The organism is Sphingomonas sp. (assembly GCF_965200105.1).
GTDB lineage: Bacteria > Pseudomonadota > Alphaproteobacteria > Sphingomonadales > Sphingomonadaceae > Solisphingomonas.
Window position 1 is genome coordinate 156,699 of sequence record NZ_CBDATN010000001.1, and the last position, 17,891, is coordinate 174,589.

The 17,891-nt window shown below is 67.4% G+C and carries 13 protein-coding genes and 3 pseudogenes; 13 read left to right on the forward strand and 3 right to left on the reverse strand.

Annotated elements, in window-relative coordinates:
- The first annotated feature begins 195 nt into the window (after positions 1 to 195).
- Positions 196 to 1,071 (forward strand): annotated as a pseudogene (locus tag ACOFKX_RS00805) (SDR family NAD(P)-dependent oxidoreductase).
- 42 nt (positions 1,072 to 1,113) lie between these two features.
- Here ACOFKX_RS00805 and ACOFKX_RS00810 read toward each other — a convergent pair.
- Positions 1,114 to 1,227 (reverse strand): annotated as a pseudogene (locus ACOFKX_RS00810) (IS5/IS1182 family transposase); the annotation flags it as partial.
- Between the two features lie 627 nt (positions 1,228 to 1,854).
- Here ACOFKX_RS00810 and ACOFKX_RS00815 point away from each other — a divergent pair.
- The 5 genes and pseudogenes from ACOFKX_RS00815 (at position 1,855) to ACOFKX_RS00835 (ending at position 5,471) form a co-directional block, all read left to right on the forward strand.
- Positions 1,855 to 2,517, forward strand: a complete 663-nt coding sequence (locus ACOFKX_RS00815) for an NADPH-dependent F420 reductase (protein WP_419825197.1) — start codon at positions 1,855 to 1,857, stop codon at positions 2,515 to 2,517.
- 95 nt (positions 2,518 to 2,612) lie between these two features.
- On the forward strand, positions 2,613 to 2,954 hold the full coding sequence (locus tag ACOFKX_RS00820) for a hypothetical protein (protein ID WP_419825198.1): 342 nt from the start codon (positions 2,613 to 2,615) through the stop codon (positions 2,952 to 2,954).
- Between the two features lie 440 nt (positions 2,955 to 3,394).
- Positions 3,395 to 4,124: pseudogene (locus tag ACOFKX_RS00825) on the forward strand (Mu transposase domain-containing protein); the annotation flags it as partial.
- Between the two features lie 430 nt (positions 4,125 to 4,554).
- The gene (locus ACOFKX_RS00830; protein WP_419825199.1) at positions 4,555 to 5,316 is read left to right on the forward strand and encodes a cation:proton antiporter; all 762 of its coding nucleotides are present in this window, start codon (positions 4,555 to 4,557) and stop codon (positions 5,314 to 5,316) included.
- Entirely contained in the window at positions 5,280 to 5,471 is a 192-nt protein-coding gene (locus ACOFKX_RS00835; protein WP_419825200.1) for a hypothetical protein, read from the forward strand. The genes ACOFKX_RS00830 and ACOFKX_RS00835 overlap by 37 nt, the downstream gene beginning before the upstream one ends.
- Positions 5,472 to 5,547: 76 nt before the next feature.
- Here the strand turns inward: ACOFKX_RS00835 and ACOFKX_RS00840 are convergent, their stop codons facing one another.
- Positions 5,548 to 7,197, reverse strand: coding sequence for a ShlB/FhaC/HecB family hemolysin secretion/activation protein (locus ACOFKX_RS00840; protein ID WP_419825202.1), 1,650 nt, complete (start codon positions 7,195 to 7,197; stop codon positions 5,548 to 5,550).
- A 259-nt stretch (positions 7,198 to 7,456) separates the two neighbouring features.
- Here ACOFKX_RS00840 and ACOFKX_RS00845 point away from each other — a divergent pair, with 259 nt between their 5' ends.
- Positions 7,457 to 9,217 carry a FecR domain-containing protein gene (locus ACOFKX_RS00845; protein WP_419825204.1) on the forward strand — a complete coding sequence of 587 codons (1,761 nt, stop codon included), beginning with the start codon at positions 7,457 to 7,459 and terminating at the stop codon, positions 9,215 to 9,217.
- Between the two features lie 18 nt (positions 9,218 to 9,235).
- Entirely contained in the window at positions 9,236 to 11,536 is a 2,301-nt protein-coding gene (locus tag ACOFKX_RS00850) for an EAL domain-containing protein (RefSeq protein WP_419825205.1), read from the forward strand.
- A 372-nt stretch (positions 11,537 to 11,908) separates the two neighbouring features.
- Here the strand turns inward: ACOFKX_RS00850 and ACOFKX_RS00855 are convergent, their stop codons facing one another.
- The gene (locus ACOFKX_RS00855) at positions 11,909 to 12,103 is read right to left on the reverse strand and encodes an EAL domain-containing protein (protein ID WP_419825206.1); all 195 of its coding nucleotides are present in this window, start codon (positions 12,101 to 12,103) and stop codon (positions 11,909 to 11,911) included.
- A gap of 270 nt (positions 12,104 to 12,373) precedes the next feature.
- Here ACOFKX_RS00855 and ACOFKX_RS00860 point away from each other — a divergent pair, with 270 nt between their 5' ends.
- The 5 genes from ACOFKX_RS00860 (at position 12,374) to ACOFKX_RS00880 (ending at position 17,806) form a co-directional block, all read left to right on the forward strand.
- Complete coding sequence (locus ACOFKX_RS00860; protein ID WP_419825207.1) at positions 12,374 to 13,156, forward strand: spermidine synthase; 783 nt, start codon at positions 12,374 to 12,376, stop codon at positions 13,154 to 13,156.
- A gap of 510 nt (positions 13,157 to 13,666) precedes the next feature.
- Positions 13,667 to 14,392 (forward strand): tryptophan 2,3-dioxygenase, encoded by a 726-nt coding sequence (locus ACOFKX_RS00865; protein ID WP_419825269.1) that lies wholly within the window; start codon positions 13,667 to 13,669, stop codon positions 14,390 to 14,392.
- A gap of 8 nt (positions 14,393 to 14,400) precedes the next feature.
- Positions 14,401 to 15,033: an arylformamidase gene (gene kynB, locus ACOFKX_RS00870; RefSeq protein WP_419825208.1), complete on the forward strand. Its 633-nt coding sequence runs from the start codon at positions 14,401 to 14,403 to the stop codon at positions 15,031 to 15,033.
- A complete protein-coding gene (kynU, locus tag ACOFKX_RS00875) occupies positions 15,030 to 16,268 on the forward strand; it encodes a kynureninase (protein WP_419825209.1) in 1,239 nt (412 codons plus the stop codon). The genes kynB and kynU overlap by 4 nt, the downstream gene beginning before the upstream one ends.
- A gap of 353 nt (positions 16,269 to 16,621) precedes the next feature.
- Positions 16,622 to 17,806 (forward strand): phosphoserine transaminase, encoded by a 1,185-nt coding sequence (locus ACOFKX_RS00880; protein ID WP_419825210.1) that lies wholly within the window; start codon positions 16,622 to 16,624, stop codon positions 17,804 to 17,806.
- Positions 17,807 to 17,891: the final 85 nt, after the last annotated feature.

Below are 17,891 nucleotides of genomic sequence, written 5' to 3' on the forward strand. Positions count from 1 at the left end.
GGGGTATCGGCGACGTCGTGCGGCCACCCGTCGCCGACCCCGGGAAGCACGGAGGCGCACAGCGCCACCGGTTGAAGCGATCCGCCGCGTGCTTCACTGGCCCCTCCCCTTGATCTCGTCAAAGAACCGCCCACGAACATCACCGCCGCCTCACCTGCACAGCCGACACAATGTGCGTCACCGAAGCTTGCGCTCATCACCGGAGCCCCCTCCGCCATAGGCCGCGCGTTCGCCCGTCGCCTGGCGCGCGAGAGATATGAGCTGATCGTCGTGGCTCGCCGTGAAGATCGGCTTGCCGAGCTCGCGGCCGAGTTCCCCGACGTTTCAATCCGCCCTGTGACAGCCGATCTCGGCACCCACGCCGGCGTCACCCCAGTCGCCGGCCTGTGCGCGCGCGAGCCGCTGACGCTGCTGGTCAACAATGCCGGCGTCGCACATTAAATGTCATTTGCCGAGCTTCCCACCGACATGGCGAGCGAACTGCTCCACGTGAAGGTGGTCGCGCCGACCATGCTGGCGCGCGCGGCCGTGCCCGGGATGATCGCCCGAGCCAGAGGGACGATCATCAACGTAGCGGGCATGCTGGCGTTCGGCGCGCCCGCGCCGCTCGGACGAGCGCTCGGCCGGGCCACCTACGTCAGCGTACTGGCGCATCTGGTGGCGCTGTCCGAGGAACTGAAGGAAGTCGGGCTTCAGGTTCAGACGCTCTGTCCCGGCATTGTCGCGACCGAGTTCCACGAACGGCAGGGCATGGACCTCAGCGCGACCCCCCGCATGTCCGCCGAGGATGTCGTCACCGCCAGCTTGCGCGGCTTGACACTCGGCGAGGTCGTCTGCGCCCCGGGCGTGAGCAGGCTGCCCTGCTCGGCGCGGTGTTCAACGCCGACCTTGCGGCGTTCCACGCCCAGTCGCCACAGCTTGCAGACCGCTATCGTGCGACCTGAACGATGCGGGCGCACAGTCTATGACCCGCCAAAGCCCGGCGTGTCGAGCGCGAGGAGATTCCATTGGCCGGCGAGCCGACCCATTGCCCCCGCCACATTTCGCCCGAGCTGGCGTCCGATGCAGTGACACCACGACCGGTGCGTCCGCCTCAATGCGCCGGACGTGGAATCTGAACCAGTCGACGTCGTAGCCGCGGTCACCCAGCAGCCATTGCGCCTTCGGAATGTCGTCCAGCAGCGCTGCCGCACCGATGTAGTCGCTGATCAGCCCGGCGGTCATGAACCGCGGCTTCCTCGGCCAGCAACTTGCGGACGCCGGCGGTGTCGGTCGCGAAGTAACCAGGGTTACGGTAGCCGCGCAGGATCACCTTGCTCACCGATCCGTCGGGCAGCTCGGTGTCGAGAAACCATTGCGAGCGCCAGTTATTGTGCTTGTTCTTGTAAATGATGGGGCCGCCGAGGGCCTGTTCCGCCCATTTCGAGCCCCCGCTGTTCATCGCGCACCATGAAATCGCTTCTCCGTTCTTGCGGCGTCGCGTAAGCTGCCCTTCTCGCTTCCTACTTCATTGCGCGATGAACCATACCGTACTCTGTCTACAAAGCGCTATCGAGCCGGCTGAACGCGCATGGCGATGCCGGCGGGCGCCAATCTGCCAAGCTGGCACAATGGTTGTCGTCCATGACTATCTCAGGCCTTTGCCCTCTCGCCGAACAGGTCGTTGACGTACGCGCGCCCGATACGCTACACGCTCCTGGTATAGTATCCGGTAGGACGATTGGAGCTTGATGGTCAACCATCGGCACCGTTCCGATGGCACCGGAAGTTGATTTCTCATCTGACAACGTCCGTCGGTGGAGCAGAGGCATACGCTGACCGGCTCGCGCAAGCCGTGTCAAACCAGGCAACTTAATGAGGAAGACGCAGGTGAAGATCGGATTTATCGGCGCCGGATATGTCGCGAAGGCATTGGCGACCCTCGCCAAGGAGCAGGGTCACGAAGTCATGATTTCCAACAGTCGCAAACCGGCGACGCTGTTCGCGACGATTTACACGCTTGGTGTGTCCGGCGGCACCGCGGAGGAAGCCGCGCGTTTCGGCGATATCGTCGTGCTCGCAACCCCGATCACTGCGGCGGGAGAAATCCCCGTAGAGCCGCTGGAGGGCAAGATCGTCCTGGATGCGCAGAATTACTACCCGTTGCGCGACGGCCGCATCGAGACTTTTGATCGGAACGAGACCACGACGAGTGAACTGGTCGCGCGGCATCTGCCGAAATCGCGATTGGTCAAGGCGTTCAGCGCGATCACGGCGGCCGATATGACGGCTGACGCGCTTCCGACAGGCAGCGGGGATCGGCGCGCTTTGCCGATCGCGGGCGATGATGAAGACGCCAAGAAGGTAGTGACGGAGATCCACGACGCTTTCGGCTTCGACGTCGTCGATGCGGGCCCGCTCTCCGAAGGGTGGCGCTTCGAGCCAGAAACTCCGACCTATTGCATCCGTATGGGCGCGGAACAGCTCAAGGCGGGCCTCGCCGCAACCGAGCGGCTCGATGTGGGTAAACGGCAATAATCTAGCAGGCACGACATGGTCGGTCGGCGTTCGGCGGCGGAGGGTGTTGCCCGTGCCGCCAATCCCGTCTGCGCGATCAATCGAGCGCAGCGGGGATGATCGGCGAGAACCTCCTTATCGTCGCCGGTGCCTCGCTACCGACCTTAGGCGGCCCGATCGGGGTTGGTGATCGTCCCGCGTTCGACGGCAACGAAATCGGAAGCATCGCGATCGAGCAACCTGATAAATTCCTTGAGCGAGATCGGCCCGGCCGAGGTTCCGGCGGACGCGCTCAAAAGATCATTGCTGAGACCGACCGGACCCGCCCTGATCGTCACCTTGCCGGCTTCTTCACCCATCCGGCGAGTTCATGTCTGCTCCAACAAATCCCGGCTCCGAGGCGGCGCCGTGGGCGTTCATTGATGAGTTTCATGAACGAGAAAATGTTCCCGGATTGACGACATAGCTATCAGCGATGAGCGTCTTGCCCTACTCAGAGCCGGTCTCCAACCTGATGCGCGACGAGCGATGCGGCGGACGAGCAGCTTAGCTGAAGCAGCGTAGAGAAAGGCTGTTGCGGATCGGGTGGTTCGACGAGCTTCGTCGAAGCATCGATTGCGGTCGGGCTCCGCGAAGGTGCGCCCGACGACCCGGCGCCGCGGGTGGACGACGGACCGGGCTGACCGGCGAACGCGCGGACGACCGCCATGATGACGGAAGGCGCCATCACGACGCGGGGCTGGCATGAACGCTCGGCATAGGCGAGCTCCTGGAACGGGTGACGGTCGGACGACAGCTTGGACAGGGGACCAACGCCGTCGGTCCTGCACATCAGCAGGGCGGACCGGGAGCTCGGATGTTCGGCCGGCGGCGTCGACGCGCTCTCGCCCTTCGCCTTACCTGCCGGAACCGTAGCTTCTTCCAACCCCGGCTGCGGTTCGCCGGCCTGGACGAGCTGAACGGATGGCTGGAGCGGAGTGCCGGCGCTGGACGGAGCTGCACCATCATCCCGAGTGCAAGGAGCTGACCGTCCCGCAGGCAGGGGAGGCGGAGCGTTTGGCGTTGCAGACAATGCTGGCGCCGTTCGACGGCTTCCACGAGACGCCGCGCATGCGGTGACCGGCACCTGCCTGATCAGCTTCGACAGCAACCGCTACTTGGTCATGGCCAAGCGGGCGCGGCGCGCGGTGCAGGCGCGCGCCTATGCCGACCGGATCGTTGTCCGCCGCTTCTTCGGCCGCGATCGGATGATCCTCGATGCCTGGTACCTGACGATACTGGCCAGGACGCCGGGCGCGCTTAGGGACGGCGCGCCGCTCCAAGACTGGGAGCTGCCGCCAGCGCTCGCCCGGCCGCGGCGCAAGCTGGGGAGCGGCGACGAGGCTGCCCGACGGTTCGTGCGCGTGCTGTCGGCGGTGCCCACCGATAGCCTGGGCGTGGTCGAGGATACGACTCGCGAGGCTCTCGATAACGGCGCCGCCAGCTACGACGTGATCCTCAACAACCTGGCACGCCGGGGCGAGCCGCCGCGGCCGCCGACGATCGTCACGTCGGAAGCGCAGATGCTGGCGCATCCACCGATCGCCGACTGCGCCCGTTACGACCTGCTGCGCGATGTCCGTGCAGCCTTCTGCTGTTCGTCGCCTGCACGCTGGCGATCGTCACGCGGCGCATCGGCCTGCCCTACTCGACCGGCTAAGGGTGGCCGGCATTGACCTCAGCCTTGCGGGCTACCGCAGCGGCATTGCGCCGACGCCCAAGCTGATTTTTACCGTGCTGCCGCCGCCGCTGGTGTTTGGAGCGGCTACCACCTGAAAGGGCACCGCTTTCGCAACGAGGCGCCCTTGTTGCTGAGCCTGGCGTTCGGCGGCACGCTGCTGTCGACAGGCGTGGTGGCGGCAGGGATGCACTGGGCGATCGGCGGGGCTGTTCGGCGCTCTGATCGCCGCCACCGATCCTTGTCCGTCGTCGCCATGATGAAGGAGCAAGACGCGGAACACCCCGGCTACGCTTCGTCATTGAAAAACGGAGAGCCTGCTCAACGACGGCAGCGCCGCCGTGCTGTTCGCGCTGGTCGTCCCCGCCATCGCCGGCGCGCGCACCGATGCCGGGACGATCGCACAGGCTTTCGTGACCACCGTCGCCGGTGGTATCCTGTGCGGGATCACGGTCGGGCGCGCTGCTACCGATCGCCGGGCGATCGGACGACCATCTCGTCGAGCTCACGCCGACGGCGCTCGCCGCCTACGGCTCGTTCCTGAACGCGGAGTAGATCGGCGTCTCGGGCATGCTGGCGACGGGGATGCTGGTGGGCAACTACGGCCGCGCGCGCTCGCTTACCGAACGCGGCGGCGAGACGCTGGTGCGCTTCTGGGACTTCGCGGCTTCCTCGCCAACTCGGTCGTCTTCCTGCTGACCGGCAGCCGCGATGCCAAGCAGTCGCTCGCCGCCTTCCTGTGGCCGACGGCAGTGGCGACCGCGCTGGTACTCGCCGGGCGCGCCGTCGCCATCTTTCCGGTCGGCCGCCTGATTGCGCGTTATCGCGCGGCGATCGATTGGCTTACGAGCACTGTCCCGTTCCAGGGCGGCCTGCGCGGCGCGTTCGCACTGGCCACGCCGGCCAGCCTGCCCGAGCACGACGCGCTGGTCAGCGTCGCTCTCGCGACGGTGGCATTCTCGATCTTCGTGCATGGCGCGACGATGCCGATGCAGCTCCGGCGCGCACGGCGGACGAGGCGGAGACATGAAGCGCTGCCGATGGCTCTACGCTGCTCACGCGCCGGATGCGGTTCCGCGCCGCGCTGTCCTGCCTGCTCTTGATCGCCTTGGCACTGACGAGCGCGCTCGTCGGCCACGCCACCTCTTACGATTTTGCCACCAAGATCGGCGCTCAGGCAGTCGACAACATCCTCGATCTGCCGGCGTCGTCGATTGTCGACGTCACCACCTTCTCGCTTACCAATATTGCAGGATGACGATCATAGTCCCATGTGGCTCGAACAGTCAGTTCTCGTCCGAAATGACGGCCGTATATAGCGGCACCACTGGATTTCACAGGAACATCGATAGCCGCAGTGACACGCGCGGAGATTTGTTACTCGTGTCGACACGATCTGCATTGATCGGCAGACCCACCTCCAAGCCCCCGTCGAACTGCCCACGGCCGAGTCGTACCCCACCGCCGGCCGAGGCCAGGCTGCCGCCGCCGATCCCGCGTTGCAGGTTGTGGACAGTGCCGCCATCCGCAAACGCATAGAGCTGGAGGCGCGGCAGCGGGGAGCCGGCATGATCGCCAAGGTTCAACTGTAATTCCGCCGAACCGAGCACGCCCTCATCGCCAGTCCGCTCGCTGTAATCGTAGGCGCGGCCGAACAAAGGTCCGCCAAGGCTGATCTCGGCAGTCGCGAGCAACGGACGCGAGGCGGCCTGACCGGCGGCCGCGAGTTCGATTGACAAAGGCCCGGCAATTGGCCGCCTCCAATCGCCCTCGAAGCTCGCAGTCACGAAGCGAGCGCTTCCGTCGGCGCGTGAGGCGAACGGATCACCGTCGCGCGTCGTGTCGCCGATCGGCAGCCCCCAGGAGACAGTGAGGCCGCCGCGGAAGCTACCGCCGGCGATCCGATCCTGCGTCCTGAGCGTGCCGGACAGTATCGACAGCGTGTCGTCACGGAAGCGGCGCCCGCGCAGCCGCTGGACGTTCTCCAGCGCCTTCAAGTCGACATCGAGCCATAGGCTCGCTTGCCGGGACCGTTCGAGCACGACGCTCGTCCCGATCCCGCCGCCATAGGTGCGCCCGGTGAGGTCCAGCGCGCGAAGGTAGCCGCCGGCATGAGTGGTGCCGTAGAAGGCGGATGCGTCGAGCACGGCCCCCGCTCGGCCGATCGGCCAAGCGTAGCGCCCGCTCACGAACTCGAACTCGCGCGGATCATGGGGTGTCTGCGATGCGAGAATGCCCAGCTCGTCGCCCGCCGAGGCTACCCCGCGTAGGCTGGCAAGTTCTGTTGTGCGCCACGGGCCGATCTCGTCCGTGCCGCGATTATCGCCCTGCGCGAACAGGCTCACGCGATCGGTGGCGAGCGTGACGAGCAGGATGCCGAAGCCGTTCTCGCGCGCGTATCGGGTGTTCACCACCGTGATGCCGGGAAGATCGCCGACGAGCATCAGTGTGGTTTCCAGCTCGCGCTTGGTCATGCCGCGATGCGTGACGAGGCGGGAGAGTACCCGATCAGCCTGCTGATTAGGCGTGCCGAGCGAGCGTACCGCGTCAATGCGCCCCTCGTCCAACGTAATGACCAGCGCGCCGCTATCGAGCGGCTGCGGCTGGATTGACGCAGTGGCGAGCACCAGCCCGCTCGCGCGCGCTACCGCTGCGACAGCTCCCGCCAAGTCGCGAAGATCCTCAGGGGAGAGCGCGCGGCCAGCGTAGGGCGCGGTCACGCGATCAAGCATGCCGGGGGGCAGATGCTCTGCGCCGTCGACGACGATCCTCGCAGGTCGGATGGTACCGACCAACGCCACTCTGGCCGCAGGCGGCGTCGCGGTTCGCACAGGCGTGGGAGCGGTCACCGGCTCCGAACGCGGGACCGGCAGGCTGCGCGTGACGAGCGCCGGATCAGCGCGATCGGGCAGCACCTGAATGGCCTGCGCGCTTGCCGCCGTCACCAGCAGGCCAGTGCCCACGCCCAGAACCAACGCACGCATCTTCACGATCTCCGCCCCGATGCGGTGGGAAGTACGGACTCTATGGTTGAAGAAAGGTTGCGGGTGTTCGTGAAGCGTTCACCATATCGATGAAGCGCTGCGCAACGTCGTTCCGCGTACCGATGCACCCGACCGCCTGTCCGGGCGCTCTTGGGGACCATCGATGCGCGCGCACTGGTTGGGGTTGACCGCACTTCTCTGCTCTTCCACCGGCATCGCCCGCGTTCCCGCCTGGCGGCTGAGCGAGGCGGTGGGATCGGTGACGGTGGTGCGGGCGGGCGTGTCGCAGATCGCGATCCGCGACGCGGTGGTGGCGCCGGGGGACCTCGTGCGAACCGGTCCCAAAGCGCGCGCCGTGCTGGTACGCGGCCAGGAGTATGTGCTGGTTGCACCGGGATCGCAGGTCCGCCTGCCGGCCAACGAGCAGAAGGGCATGATCGCCCAGGTGGTGCAGGACACCGGCGACGTCATCTTCATGATACGCAAGATGGCGACGCCGCACTTCGCCGTGCAGACGCCATATCTCGCTGCCGTGGTGAAGGGCACGACCTTCAGCGTCGGTGTCTCCTCCACGGGCGCGACGGTGAGAGTGCTGGAGGGCGCGGTCGACGTCGGCACGGTGGATGGCGGCGCGCACGAGATCGTGCGGCCGGGCAGCTCGGCGGCGATTGGCGCGGATCGGCTGACGGCCATGCGCGTGATGACGAGCGGGGTGGAGCATGTCATCCGCTCCCCGGGGGACAACGGCGCGGTAACGGTACCCGCGCCGGCCACGAAGGCGCATACCGGGGCAGCGCCGAAGGCGGGCGTGGCGGCGGCGATCGTGGAAGCACCCGTCTCGCTGGCAGCCGTGACCGCTGGCCTGGTGACGGACTACGCCGTTGGGATCACGTCCGCCTCGCCCAAAGTGGCCGCCGCTGCGCCCGTGGCACTAGCCTCCAACATCGGCACGGCCTCGGCGCAGACGCCGCAAGGCACCGTCGCGATCGCCCGCGAGAGCCAGCAGGAGGCGGTCGTGGCGGTACGCGCCGCTATGGCGCAGCAACAGGCCGCGGAGGTCGCGCAGGAGAAGGCGGCGGAAGCGGCACGGCAGGCGACGGAACAAGCGGCGGCGGCGAAGGCTGCGGCGGACCAGCAGGCGGTAGCGAGCACGGCGGCCGCCGCGGCGGCGCAGGCCGAAGCCGACGCCCAGCAGCGAGCCGCCGACCAGACAGCGGCGAAGGCTGCGGCCGACGCTGCGGCGCAGCAGGCCCAGGCCGCGCAGCAGGCAGCGGCCAAGCAGGCGTCGGATCAGGCGGCAGCCCAAGCCGCGGCCGCGCAGGCGGCGGCGCAGCAGCAGGCGGCAGCGCAGGCGCAAGCCCAGGCGGAGGCGGCAGCCGACACGGCAGCACAGCAGGCGGCGGCGCAGCAGGCCGAGGCCGACGCGGCGGCAAAGGCGGCGGCACAGGCCGGGGCTCAAGCCCAGGCGAGCGGCGATGCCGCGCAGCAGGCGGCCGCCCAGCTAGCCGCGCAGGAGGCAGCGACGCAGCAGGCCGCCGCGCAGACCGCGGCCCAGCAGGCCGCGCAGCAGGCGAAGGCGGCGTCCGATGCCGCCGCGGCGCAAAGTGGCACACAGCAACTCGCGGCGGATGCCGCTGCCCGCCTTCAGCAGATCGCGGACGCGGCGCGTGTGGCGGCGGACGCGGCCCAACAGGCGCTCGCCGATGCTGCCGCTCGAGCCCAGCAGGCGCAAGCCGCGCAACAGGCGGCGGCACAGCAGGCAGCGACGCAGCAGGCGGCGCAGGCCGCCGCGCAGCAGGCCGCGAAAGCAGCGGACGATCAGAAGAAGGCGTCCAACGACGCCGACAAAGCGGCGAAGGACGCCCAGAAGGCCGCCGATCAAGCTGCCAAGGCTGCGGCGGATGCACAGAAGCAGGCCCAGTTCAATTCCGGCAAGGCGCTGCCTGATCAGGCGTCGAACGTCGTAAAGTCGGTGCTGGGGGTGGCGAGCGGAGCGATCACGGGCGGGAAGGGTTCGTGACCATCGTCGACCAAGCCCGTGCCGGCTGACCACGTCTTGACCGGCCGATCACGAAACTGGCCGATCGTCGCGCTCGCGGCGGCGGTCGGCATCCTGTTCGCCGTTACCAGCATCGGGATCGGGATCGAGCGTGGCCTCGTCACTTGGCGCGACGGGCTCCACCCCCGCGCCGCGAGCGGCCGCGTCGCGCTTGTCGAGATCGATGCGCGCTCGCTCGCCGCACTCAACCGTTGGCCATGGCCGCGTGGCCTCTATGGCCAGGCGATCGCCGCGCTCAACCGCGTCGGCGCGCGTACCATCGCCTTCGACGTCGATCTCTCCTCCTGGTCCGATCGCGCGTCGGACGAGGCGCTGGCGCACGCGATTGCGGCATCCTCGGCGACGGTGGTTCTGCCTACCTTTCGGCAGGCGGCCTCGCAGACGAGCAGCACCGCTGTCGAGAATCTGCCGATAGCTCCGCTGCGGCACGACGCGATGCTCGCGGCGGTGAACATCCAGGCCGACCCTGACAGCCTGGTGCGCAGCTACCCCTACGCGGTCACCACGTCAGGCTCTCCGCGGCCGTCGGTAGGCGCGCTGCTCGCCGACGCACCGGGCCGAAGCGGCGACAGCTACGCCATCGATGGCGCGATCGACCCCGACACCATCACTCGCGTGAGTTTCGTCGACCTGCTGCGTGAGACGCCGCGCGCGCGGGTGCTTCGCGGACGCAACGTGCTGATCGGCGCCACCGCGATCGAACTAGGGGATCGCTACCCCATGCCCGGGCACGGCGTGATGCCCGGACCGTTGATCCATCTCATGGCGGCCGAGACGCTGATCCAGCACTCCATACCCGCCAATCATGGGCCGGTTCCGGCGTTGGTGCTCATGCTCGTGATCTTGGGGTTCGCACTTCGTCGCAGTGCTCGCTCTCGCGGCGCCTGCTTCGCCGCCGGGCTTGCCGTGATCTTCCTGCTTCCACTCGCGAGCGAGATGCTGAGGCTCGGCACCCTTGATGTCGTGCCCGCGCTCGCCGCGCTTGCCGCCGGGTGGGTCTTCTCCACGCTGCTTCGCGCCGTTTCAGCGGTGCGCAGAGCCCGCTACGTTGATCTGGAAAGCGGTTTGCCCAATCTCCACGCGTTCACCGCGCGCCTGGCGGCAGGCGGAGCCGGCGAGATCGTCGTGTACCGGCTCGCACAGGCGAGCGATCTCGTCGCGGTGCTCGGGCATGACGGCTTTGGCGAGCTTATCGGGCGGGTCGCCGCGCGGCTGACGCCCACGAGCAAGGAGGTCTTCCGCGTCGAAGAGAGCGCGATCGCGTGGCTGCTTGCTGGCGATGATGCCGATGCCGCGATCGAGGGCGCGGCCGCCCTCCTGCGCCACCCCTTCCCGGCCGGCGATCGAGCGATCGACCTCGAGGGTGGTTTCGGCATCGCGTATGCGGCGACAGGCCAGGATGCGGTCGGGCAGGCCGCCGCAGCCGCGGACGCGGCCATCGCCACCGGCCGATGCTGGTGTCGGCACAGCGAGGATGCCCGGCGCGAGCAGGATTGGCGTCTACGGATAGCCGGTGAGATTGACGCCGCCATGGCCGCCGGCGACATCTGGGTCGCCTACCAGCCCAAGCTGGATCTCGCGACATACGAGATCCGGGCCGCCGAGGCTCTGGTACGATGGCGTCACCCCGAACGCGGCGCGATCGCGCCCGACGACTTCATCCCCGTGCTGGAGGAAAGTGGGCGCATCGCCGACCTGACGCTCCACGTCGTTCGTCGCGTGCTATCCGATCACCGCGCCTGGGCGGCTGCGGGATACCGGTTCGGCGTCGCCGTCAACCTCTCCGCCCGCCTACCCGCCGATGCCGAGTTCTTGCGGCGGCTGGAGGAGATCCTTGCCGGCCATGCGGAAGCCCTTCCATACCTGACGCTGGAGGTGACCGAATCCGCTACCATGACCGATCCGGCAGCGGCGGAGGCGGCGCTCGAGCGGCTTGCGGTACTTGGTGTAGCGCTCTCGATCGACGATTACGGAAGCGGCCTTTCAACGTTGAGCTACCTCAAGCGCCTGCCCGCACGCGAGATCAAGATCGACAAGTCGTTCGTGCAAGGACTGGAAAGCAGCCGCAGCGATCAGGCGATGGTACGTTCCACGATCGACCTCGCCCACGAGCTTGGCTTCAAGGTGGTCGCAGAGGGCGTGGAGAACGCAGACGTGCTCGGTCTGCTCAGGAGCTACGCGTGCGACACCGCGCAAGGTTGGCACATTGGTCGGCCGATGCCGGCGGCCGAGTTCCTCGAAGCCGCGGGACCGCTCCTCTGCGATACAATGGCTGCGTGAAACTGCAGACCACGAACGGACGCCACCCCATCGGACCGGCGCCGGCGAGGTTGGGCTCATGAGCTACCGGGCCCGTCTGACGCCTCCCAGGTTACCATTGACTTCAAGCGCCATGACGCTTCTCGGCCGAGCCCTTCGACGACGCTCCGGAAGAGCGCCCTGCCGCTACTAACCTACTCAAGCCGCTTGCACTCTCTTGCAGGCCTGGCGTCCGAAGTCCCCACCGGCATCGGCTTCCCGTAATACCAGCCCTGCGCCTCGGCGTAGCCCCTCGCACGAAGTCAGTCCGCCTGCGTCTCCGTTCAACTCGTTCGGCTACCACCGATAGATCGACGGCGCGCCCGACGTGAGAACGGTCGCGATGAGTAGAGATCAATCGATGGTAGCCTTAATCTGGGACAAATTCCTGATCAGGCTGAGTGTGGCGTACCCGGTGCCGAAGTCGTCCAGCGCGATACCGCCGCCGCGCTTACGCAATGACTCAAGGGTCTGCGTCACCCCGTGGATGTGTTTCACGGCGACTGTCTTGGTGAGCTCAAGCCCGGTCAGATGCGCGGATAAACTCATCCATAAACCGACGCTCCGTCGTACTCGCCATCATACACCTCCTGGCTCCACAGAGCCTATCATCGGTGTCCGTCGATCCGCGGGAAGATCATTGATTTTTCTAGCTTCCACTTGCCAGCGGCGGCCGGTTGTGAGCAGGTACACATGATCGCGCCGCGAACGCCATCCTGGCTGCCATCGTGCGCTCGCTTGATCAGGAACAGAAATGGGCCAGCTGCGCACCGTCGACAGGCGGCACCGCCGCGTCACCAAGTGTCAGGCACGCGAAGCGTGGCCGATGCGTCGCCACCGGGCTTCCTGACGATGTCGGCCAATGTCGTTCGCGCGCCGGCGAGGAACGCCCGTATTAACGGGACCAGCGCTACCGCGCCCGTCAAGATCATCGAAAGCGCGCCGATACCCGGCGGAGGCACGCTGCAACTCGCCCGCTGCGGCGGCGAGTTCTCGATCCAGTTCTGCACGGACGAGCTCATGGGCAGCCACGACCACATCTCTGAGGAAGCGCTCGCCACGATGGCGTGCGAGCGGCTGGGCGGCAGCGGTGACCGCATTCTCATTGGCGGACTCGGGATGGGCTTCACCCTTCGCGCCGCGCTGTCCGCCTGGCCGGCATCGACCAGGATCGTCGTCGCCGAACTCGTGCCCGAGATCGTCGCCTGGGCGAACGGCCCGCTGGCGCACCTACACGGAGACAGCCTTTCCGATCCGCGGGTGGCAATCGAACTCGCGGACGTTCATGACGTGATCGCTGCCACGGATGCCGCCTTTGATGCCATCCTGCTCGACGTCGACAACGGTCCCGACGGCTTCATGCGTGCCGAGAACGACCGTATCTATTGTGCTTGGGGGCTGGCGTCCGCCTACGCCGCACTTAGGCCGAACGGTGTGCTCGCCGTGTGGTCGGCCTATCCAGACGCCGACTTCCAATCCAGACTGGAAGATGTCGGCTTCAGGGTGGAAGAAGTCGACATCTCTGCGTTCGAGGGCAGTGTGAGCGAGCGACATCATATCTGGCTTGCCGAAAAGCGCCGCACTTTATCCAGGCGGCGCTAAACCGAAAAGTCGAAAACGCTTGGTAGGCGGGCGAGTGTTCCCCCCGCCTGGCTGTTCGGGGCGGCGGCCTAGGGATAGGTTTGTCGATGACCAGCCGAACGACGACCGTCGGCGCGTAGATGCCGATCTGACGTACGAACGGTGAACGCGCCGCCTCGTCCTGCCCGTCCGAAGCGGCTGGACGTTGCCCGGGGCACCGATACGCCACTTCTGCGCGACCGACGAGGTCGTGACGGCGACCCCGGCCGGCCCTCCCGGCTTGTGCCTAGCGGCACCGGAGCGGGGTCCGCCGCGGCCTCGGCCGCGTTGCTGGTCCGCTCGGGGCTCACGGCCCCCCCCCCCCCCGCCGCAGCCGGCGAGGGCGAACAGCGCCGCAAGCGGCAGCACTCTGCGATCGTGGTACATTGTTTTTCTGATGGCGGCGCGTCAGCTCTTGAAGCGGGGCCTCGGCGGAGGCGCGGCAGAAGGTCGGCCGAGCACGCCGTTGCGGCCGGTCGACACGCGGATCGCCTGCTTATTGATGGGCTCGATCTCGCGGCCATCATCATCCATCAAGCCTCCGAGTTGTGGATCAAGCTCTGCCTGCATGAACTTGAGGCGGCGCGGACTGCAATCATCGATGACCGTTTACCAGTGGCGTTCAAGATGATGTCTCGCGTCGCCCGCGTGCAGCAGCAGCTGATCCAGAGCTGGGAGACGCTCGCCACCATCACGCCCGCCGACTACACCGCGATGCGCGACCAGCTGGGCGGGAGCTCGGGTTTCCAGTCAGTCCAGTACCGACTGCTCGAGTACATAATGGGCAACAAGAATACCGGCATGCTCGCCGCGCACCAGGGCTCACCCGATGCCCAGGGGGCATTGACCGAAGCGCTCTGGCGGACCAGCCTCTATGATGAGGCTTTGCGCTTACTCGCCCGCCGCGGCTTCGCGATCCCCGCCGACCAGCTGGAGCGCGACTGGCGGCATCCTTATGTCGCTTCGACCGAGGTCGAGACCGCTTGGCGACAGGTCTATGCCGATGCGAATACGCATTGGGATTTGTATGAGCTGGCGGAAAAGCTGGTTGACCTTGAATACCGCGTCCAGATTTGGCGATTCGGGCACCTGAAGACGATCGAGCGAATCATCGGTTTCAAGCGCGGCACCGGCGGCACGGCCGGCGTCCCCTATCTCGCCAAGGTCATCGACCAGGTGTTCTTCCCCGAGCTGCTGACCGTCCGCACAACGCTGTGAGCCTGCCAATGACCACCGTGAGAGACATTTCGCAGACGCTGTCCGCCGCCCTGCCCGTCTGGCCGGGCGACACGCGCTTTCAAGCAGAGCGTACCTGGACCTATGGACCGGATTGCCCGGTCAACGTCGCCGCCTTTCGCCTGTCCACCCATAGCGGCACGCACGCAGACGCGCCCTTGCATTACGACCCGGACGGCGCCGCGATCGCCGAGGTTGATCTCTCGGCCTATGTCGGGCGGGCGCGCGTGGTCGACGCGCGCTGGTGCGGCGGCGTGGTCACGACCGCGGTCGTCGAGGCGGCGCTGGCGGAGCCAGTTGCACGGCTGTTGTTTCGCACCGTGAGTCGCTTTCCGCACGATTGCTGGAGCTCATCGTTCACGGTGCTCGCGCCCGACGCGGTCCGCCTGATGGGGGCGCGCGGGGTGATGCTGGTCGGTATCGACACGCCCTCAGTCGATCCGCAGGATTCGAGAACGCTAGATGCCCACCGCGCGGTATGCGAGGCGGACATGCGCATCCTCGAAGGGCTGGTGCTCGACGATGTCGCGGCGGGCGACTACGAACTCATCGCGTTGCCGCTCAAGCTCGCCGGGCTCGACGCCTCGCCGGTGCGCGCCGTCCTGCGGGATCTGGCGAGATGAGCGGGACCGACATCGCTGCTGTGGCGGCGCTCGACGCGGCAGACTCGCTCGCCCCGATGCGACAGCGCTTCGTCCTGCCTGAAGGGCTGGTCTACCTCGACGGCAACTCGCTCGGCGCGCTGCCGGTGGGAACCGCCGCCCGCCTGCGCGAGGTCGTCGAGGACCAGTGGGGCAAGAGCCTGATCGGCGGCTGGAACATGCACGGCTGGGTGGCCGCATCGCGGCGTGTCGGCGCGCGCATCGCGCCACTGATCGGCGCTCCGGACGATTGCGTCGTCGTCGCGGATTCGACCTCGGTCAACCTCTACAAGCTGATCGTGGCGGCGCTGAAAGCGAAGCCTGAGCGCCGCGTCGTCGTGTCCGAGCCCGGCAACTTCCCGACCGACCTCTATATGGCCGCGGGCGCCGCCTGGACAATGTCCGGCATCGAGGTGAGGACCGCGCCGGCGGACCGGATCGTCGAGGCTATCGAAGACGACGTCGCGCTCGTGCTGCTCACCCACGTCCACTATAAGACCGGCCGCAAACACGACATGGCCGGGATCACGCGCGCCGCGCACGACAGGGGCGCGCTGGTGCTGTGGGACCTCAGCCACAGCGCCGGTGCCGTGGCCGTCGACCTTGAGGGCTGCGACGCCGACCTGGCGGTCGGCTGTGGCTACAAATACCTGAACGGCGGCCCCGGCGCTCCGGCCTTTCTCTATGTCGCACAGCGGCACCACGCGTCGCTGCGCTCGCCGCTGTCGGGCTGGTTCGGCCACGCCGCGCCGTTCGCCTTCCGCGACGATTACGCGCCGTCGCCCGACATTAGCCGCTTCCTCTGCGGAACGCCGCCGATCCTCGGCATAGCGGCGCTCGACGAAGGCGTGTCGGTATTCGCGGACGTGGACCGGGATCGGCTCTGGGACAAGTCGCAGGCGCTCTGCTCTCTTTTCATCAAGCTGATGGACGAGCGCTGCGCGGTTTTCGGGTTCGAGCTTGTGACCGCGCGGGATCCGACCGCACGCGGAAGTCATGTATCCTACGCCCACCGCAACGCCCATCCGATCTGCCAGGCGCTGATCGCGAACGGCGTGGTCGGCGACTTCCGCGCTCCCGACGTCCTGCGGCTCGGCTTCACGCCGCTCTACACCCGCTTTGCCGATGTGTGGGCGGCGGTGGAGACGATCGAGCGGATCATGGCGCAGGGCGAGTGGGACCGGCCCGAACACCACGTCCGCGCGGCCGTTACTTGACCGTCCGGTCGCCGGGAAAGAGCGGGGAGCCAGAAGTGGCGTTCTATAACGTCGCCGGGGACCTGATCGGCCGCAACCTGCCGCACCGGGCGGCGAAGGTGGCGTTGATCGACGACCGCGGTACCTGCACCTACGCCGAGCTGTCCGATCGGGTCGACCGGCAGCGATGCAGGCCTAAACCCTCGCGCTCGCCCGCCCCCGCTAACCACTGCTCGCAGGCCGTTCTCACACAGCCTCCACCAACTTTCGCCATCACGTCACCCGCCGTTGACCCGCCCGCCCGCTCCCCCTAGAGCCCGCGGCGGGCCACGCCGTCCCAACGCGGCGCGTGCTCTCTGTGAGGAGAGTCAGACATGACCGATACCGGGCGTGCCGACGCCACCCCTGCGTCCGAGACCAAGCCCTCCGCCAAGCCGGAGCGGCCGCAATTCTCCTCCGGCCCCTGCGCGAAGCCGCCGGGCTGGGAAGCCTCCAAGCTCGCCACCGCCGTGCTCGGCCGATCGCACCGATCGAAGCTCGGCAAGTCGCGGCTGCAGCACGCGATCGATCTCACGCGCCACATCCTCCACGTGCCCGACGATTACCGCATCGGCATCGTGCCGGGCTCGGACACCGGCGGGGTGGAGATGGCAATGTGGTCGCTGCTCGGGCAGCGCCCCGTCTCCGTGCTGGCGTGGGAAAGCTTCGGCGAGGGCTGGGTGACGGACGCCGTCAAGCAGCTCAAGATCGATCCCACGGTAGTCAAGGCGCCCTATGGCGAGCTGCCGGACCTCGCAGGCGTCGATCAGGACGGCGACGTGGTGTTCACCTGGAACGGCACCACGTCGGGCGTGAAGGTCCCGGACGGCGATTGGATCAGGGACGATCGCGCCGGGCTGATGATCTGCGACGCGACGTCGGCCTGCTTCGCGCAGGACGTGCCGATCGCCAAGCTCGATGTCGTCACCTTCTCCTGGCAGAAGGCGCTGGGCGGCGAGGCGGCGCACGGCGTCATTATCCTCAGCCCCCGCGCCGTCGAGCGGCTGGAAAGCTATGTGCCGGCCTGGCCGCTGCCCAAGATCTTCCGGCTCACCGCCAAGGGCAAGCTGATCGAGGGCATCTTCAAGGGCGAGACGATCAACACGCCGTCGATGCTGGCGGTGGAGGATTATATCTACGCGCTGGAGTGGGCGCTGACGGCGGGCGGGCTCACCGCGCTCGTCAAGCGCGCCGATGAGAATGCCGCGGCGCTCGACGCGCTGGTGGCGGGGCGGGACTGGCTCGACCATCTCGTCGCCGATCCGGCGATCCGCTCCAACACCTCGGTCTGCCTCAAGTTCGCGGGCGAGGCGGCGCAGGGCCTCGACGACGAGGCGCTGACTGCGATCGAGAAGAAGATCGTCTCGCTGCTCGAGTTCGAGCAGGCGGGCTACGATCTCGGCTCCTATCGCGATGCGCCGCCGGGCCTGCGCATCTGGTGCGGGCCGACCGTGGAGACCGCCGATATCGAGGCGCTCGGGCCGTGGCTCGACTGGGCCTTCGCGCAGGCGCGCGCCTGAACGCTCCTTCTCCGTTCGCCCTGAGCTTGTCGAAGGGCCGTTCTTCTCTCCACCCGTTCAGCGAGGGCAGGGCTTCGACAAGCCC

Excerpts from the sequence above, each read along its gene's own strand:
- ACOFKX_RS00835 (WP_419825200.1), top strand. The coding sequence starts at position 5,280 with ATGCGGTTCCGCGCCGCGCTGTCCTGCCTGCTCTTGATCGCCTTGGCA.
- ACOFKX_RS00815 (WP_419825197.1), top strand. The coding sequence starts at position 1,855 with ATGAGGAAGACGCAGGTGAAGATCGGATTTATCGGCGCCGGATATGTC.
- ACOFKX_RS00855 (WP_419825206.1), bottom strand. The coding sequence starts at position 12,103 with ATGAGTTTATCCGCGCATCTGACCGGGCTTGAGCTCACCAAGACAGTC.
- ACOFKX_RS00820 (WP_419825198.1), top strand. The coding sequence starts at position 2,613 with ATGATCGGCGAGAACCTCCTTATCGTCGCCGGTGCCTCGCTACCGACC.
- kynB (WP_419825208.1), top strand. The coding sequence starts at position 14,401 with ATGACCACCGTGAGAGACATTTCGCAGACGCTGTCCGCCGCCCTGCCC.
- ACOFKX_RS00840 (WP_419825202.1), bottom strand. The coding sequence starts at position 7,197 with ATGCGTGCGTTGGTTCTGGGCGTGGGCACTGGCCTGCTGGTGACGGCG.
- ACOFKX_RS00880 (WP_419825210.1), top strand. The coding sequence starts at position 16,622 with ATGACCGATACCGGGCGTGCCGACGCCACCCCTGCGTCCGAGACCAAG.
- kynU (WP_419825209.1), top strand. The coding sequence starts at position 15,030 with ATGAGCGGGACCGACATCGCTGCTGTGGCGGCGCTCGACGCGGCAGAC.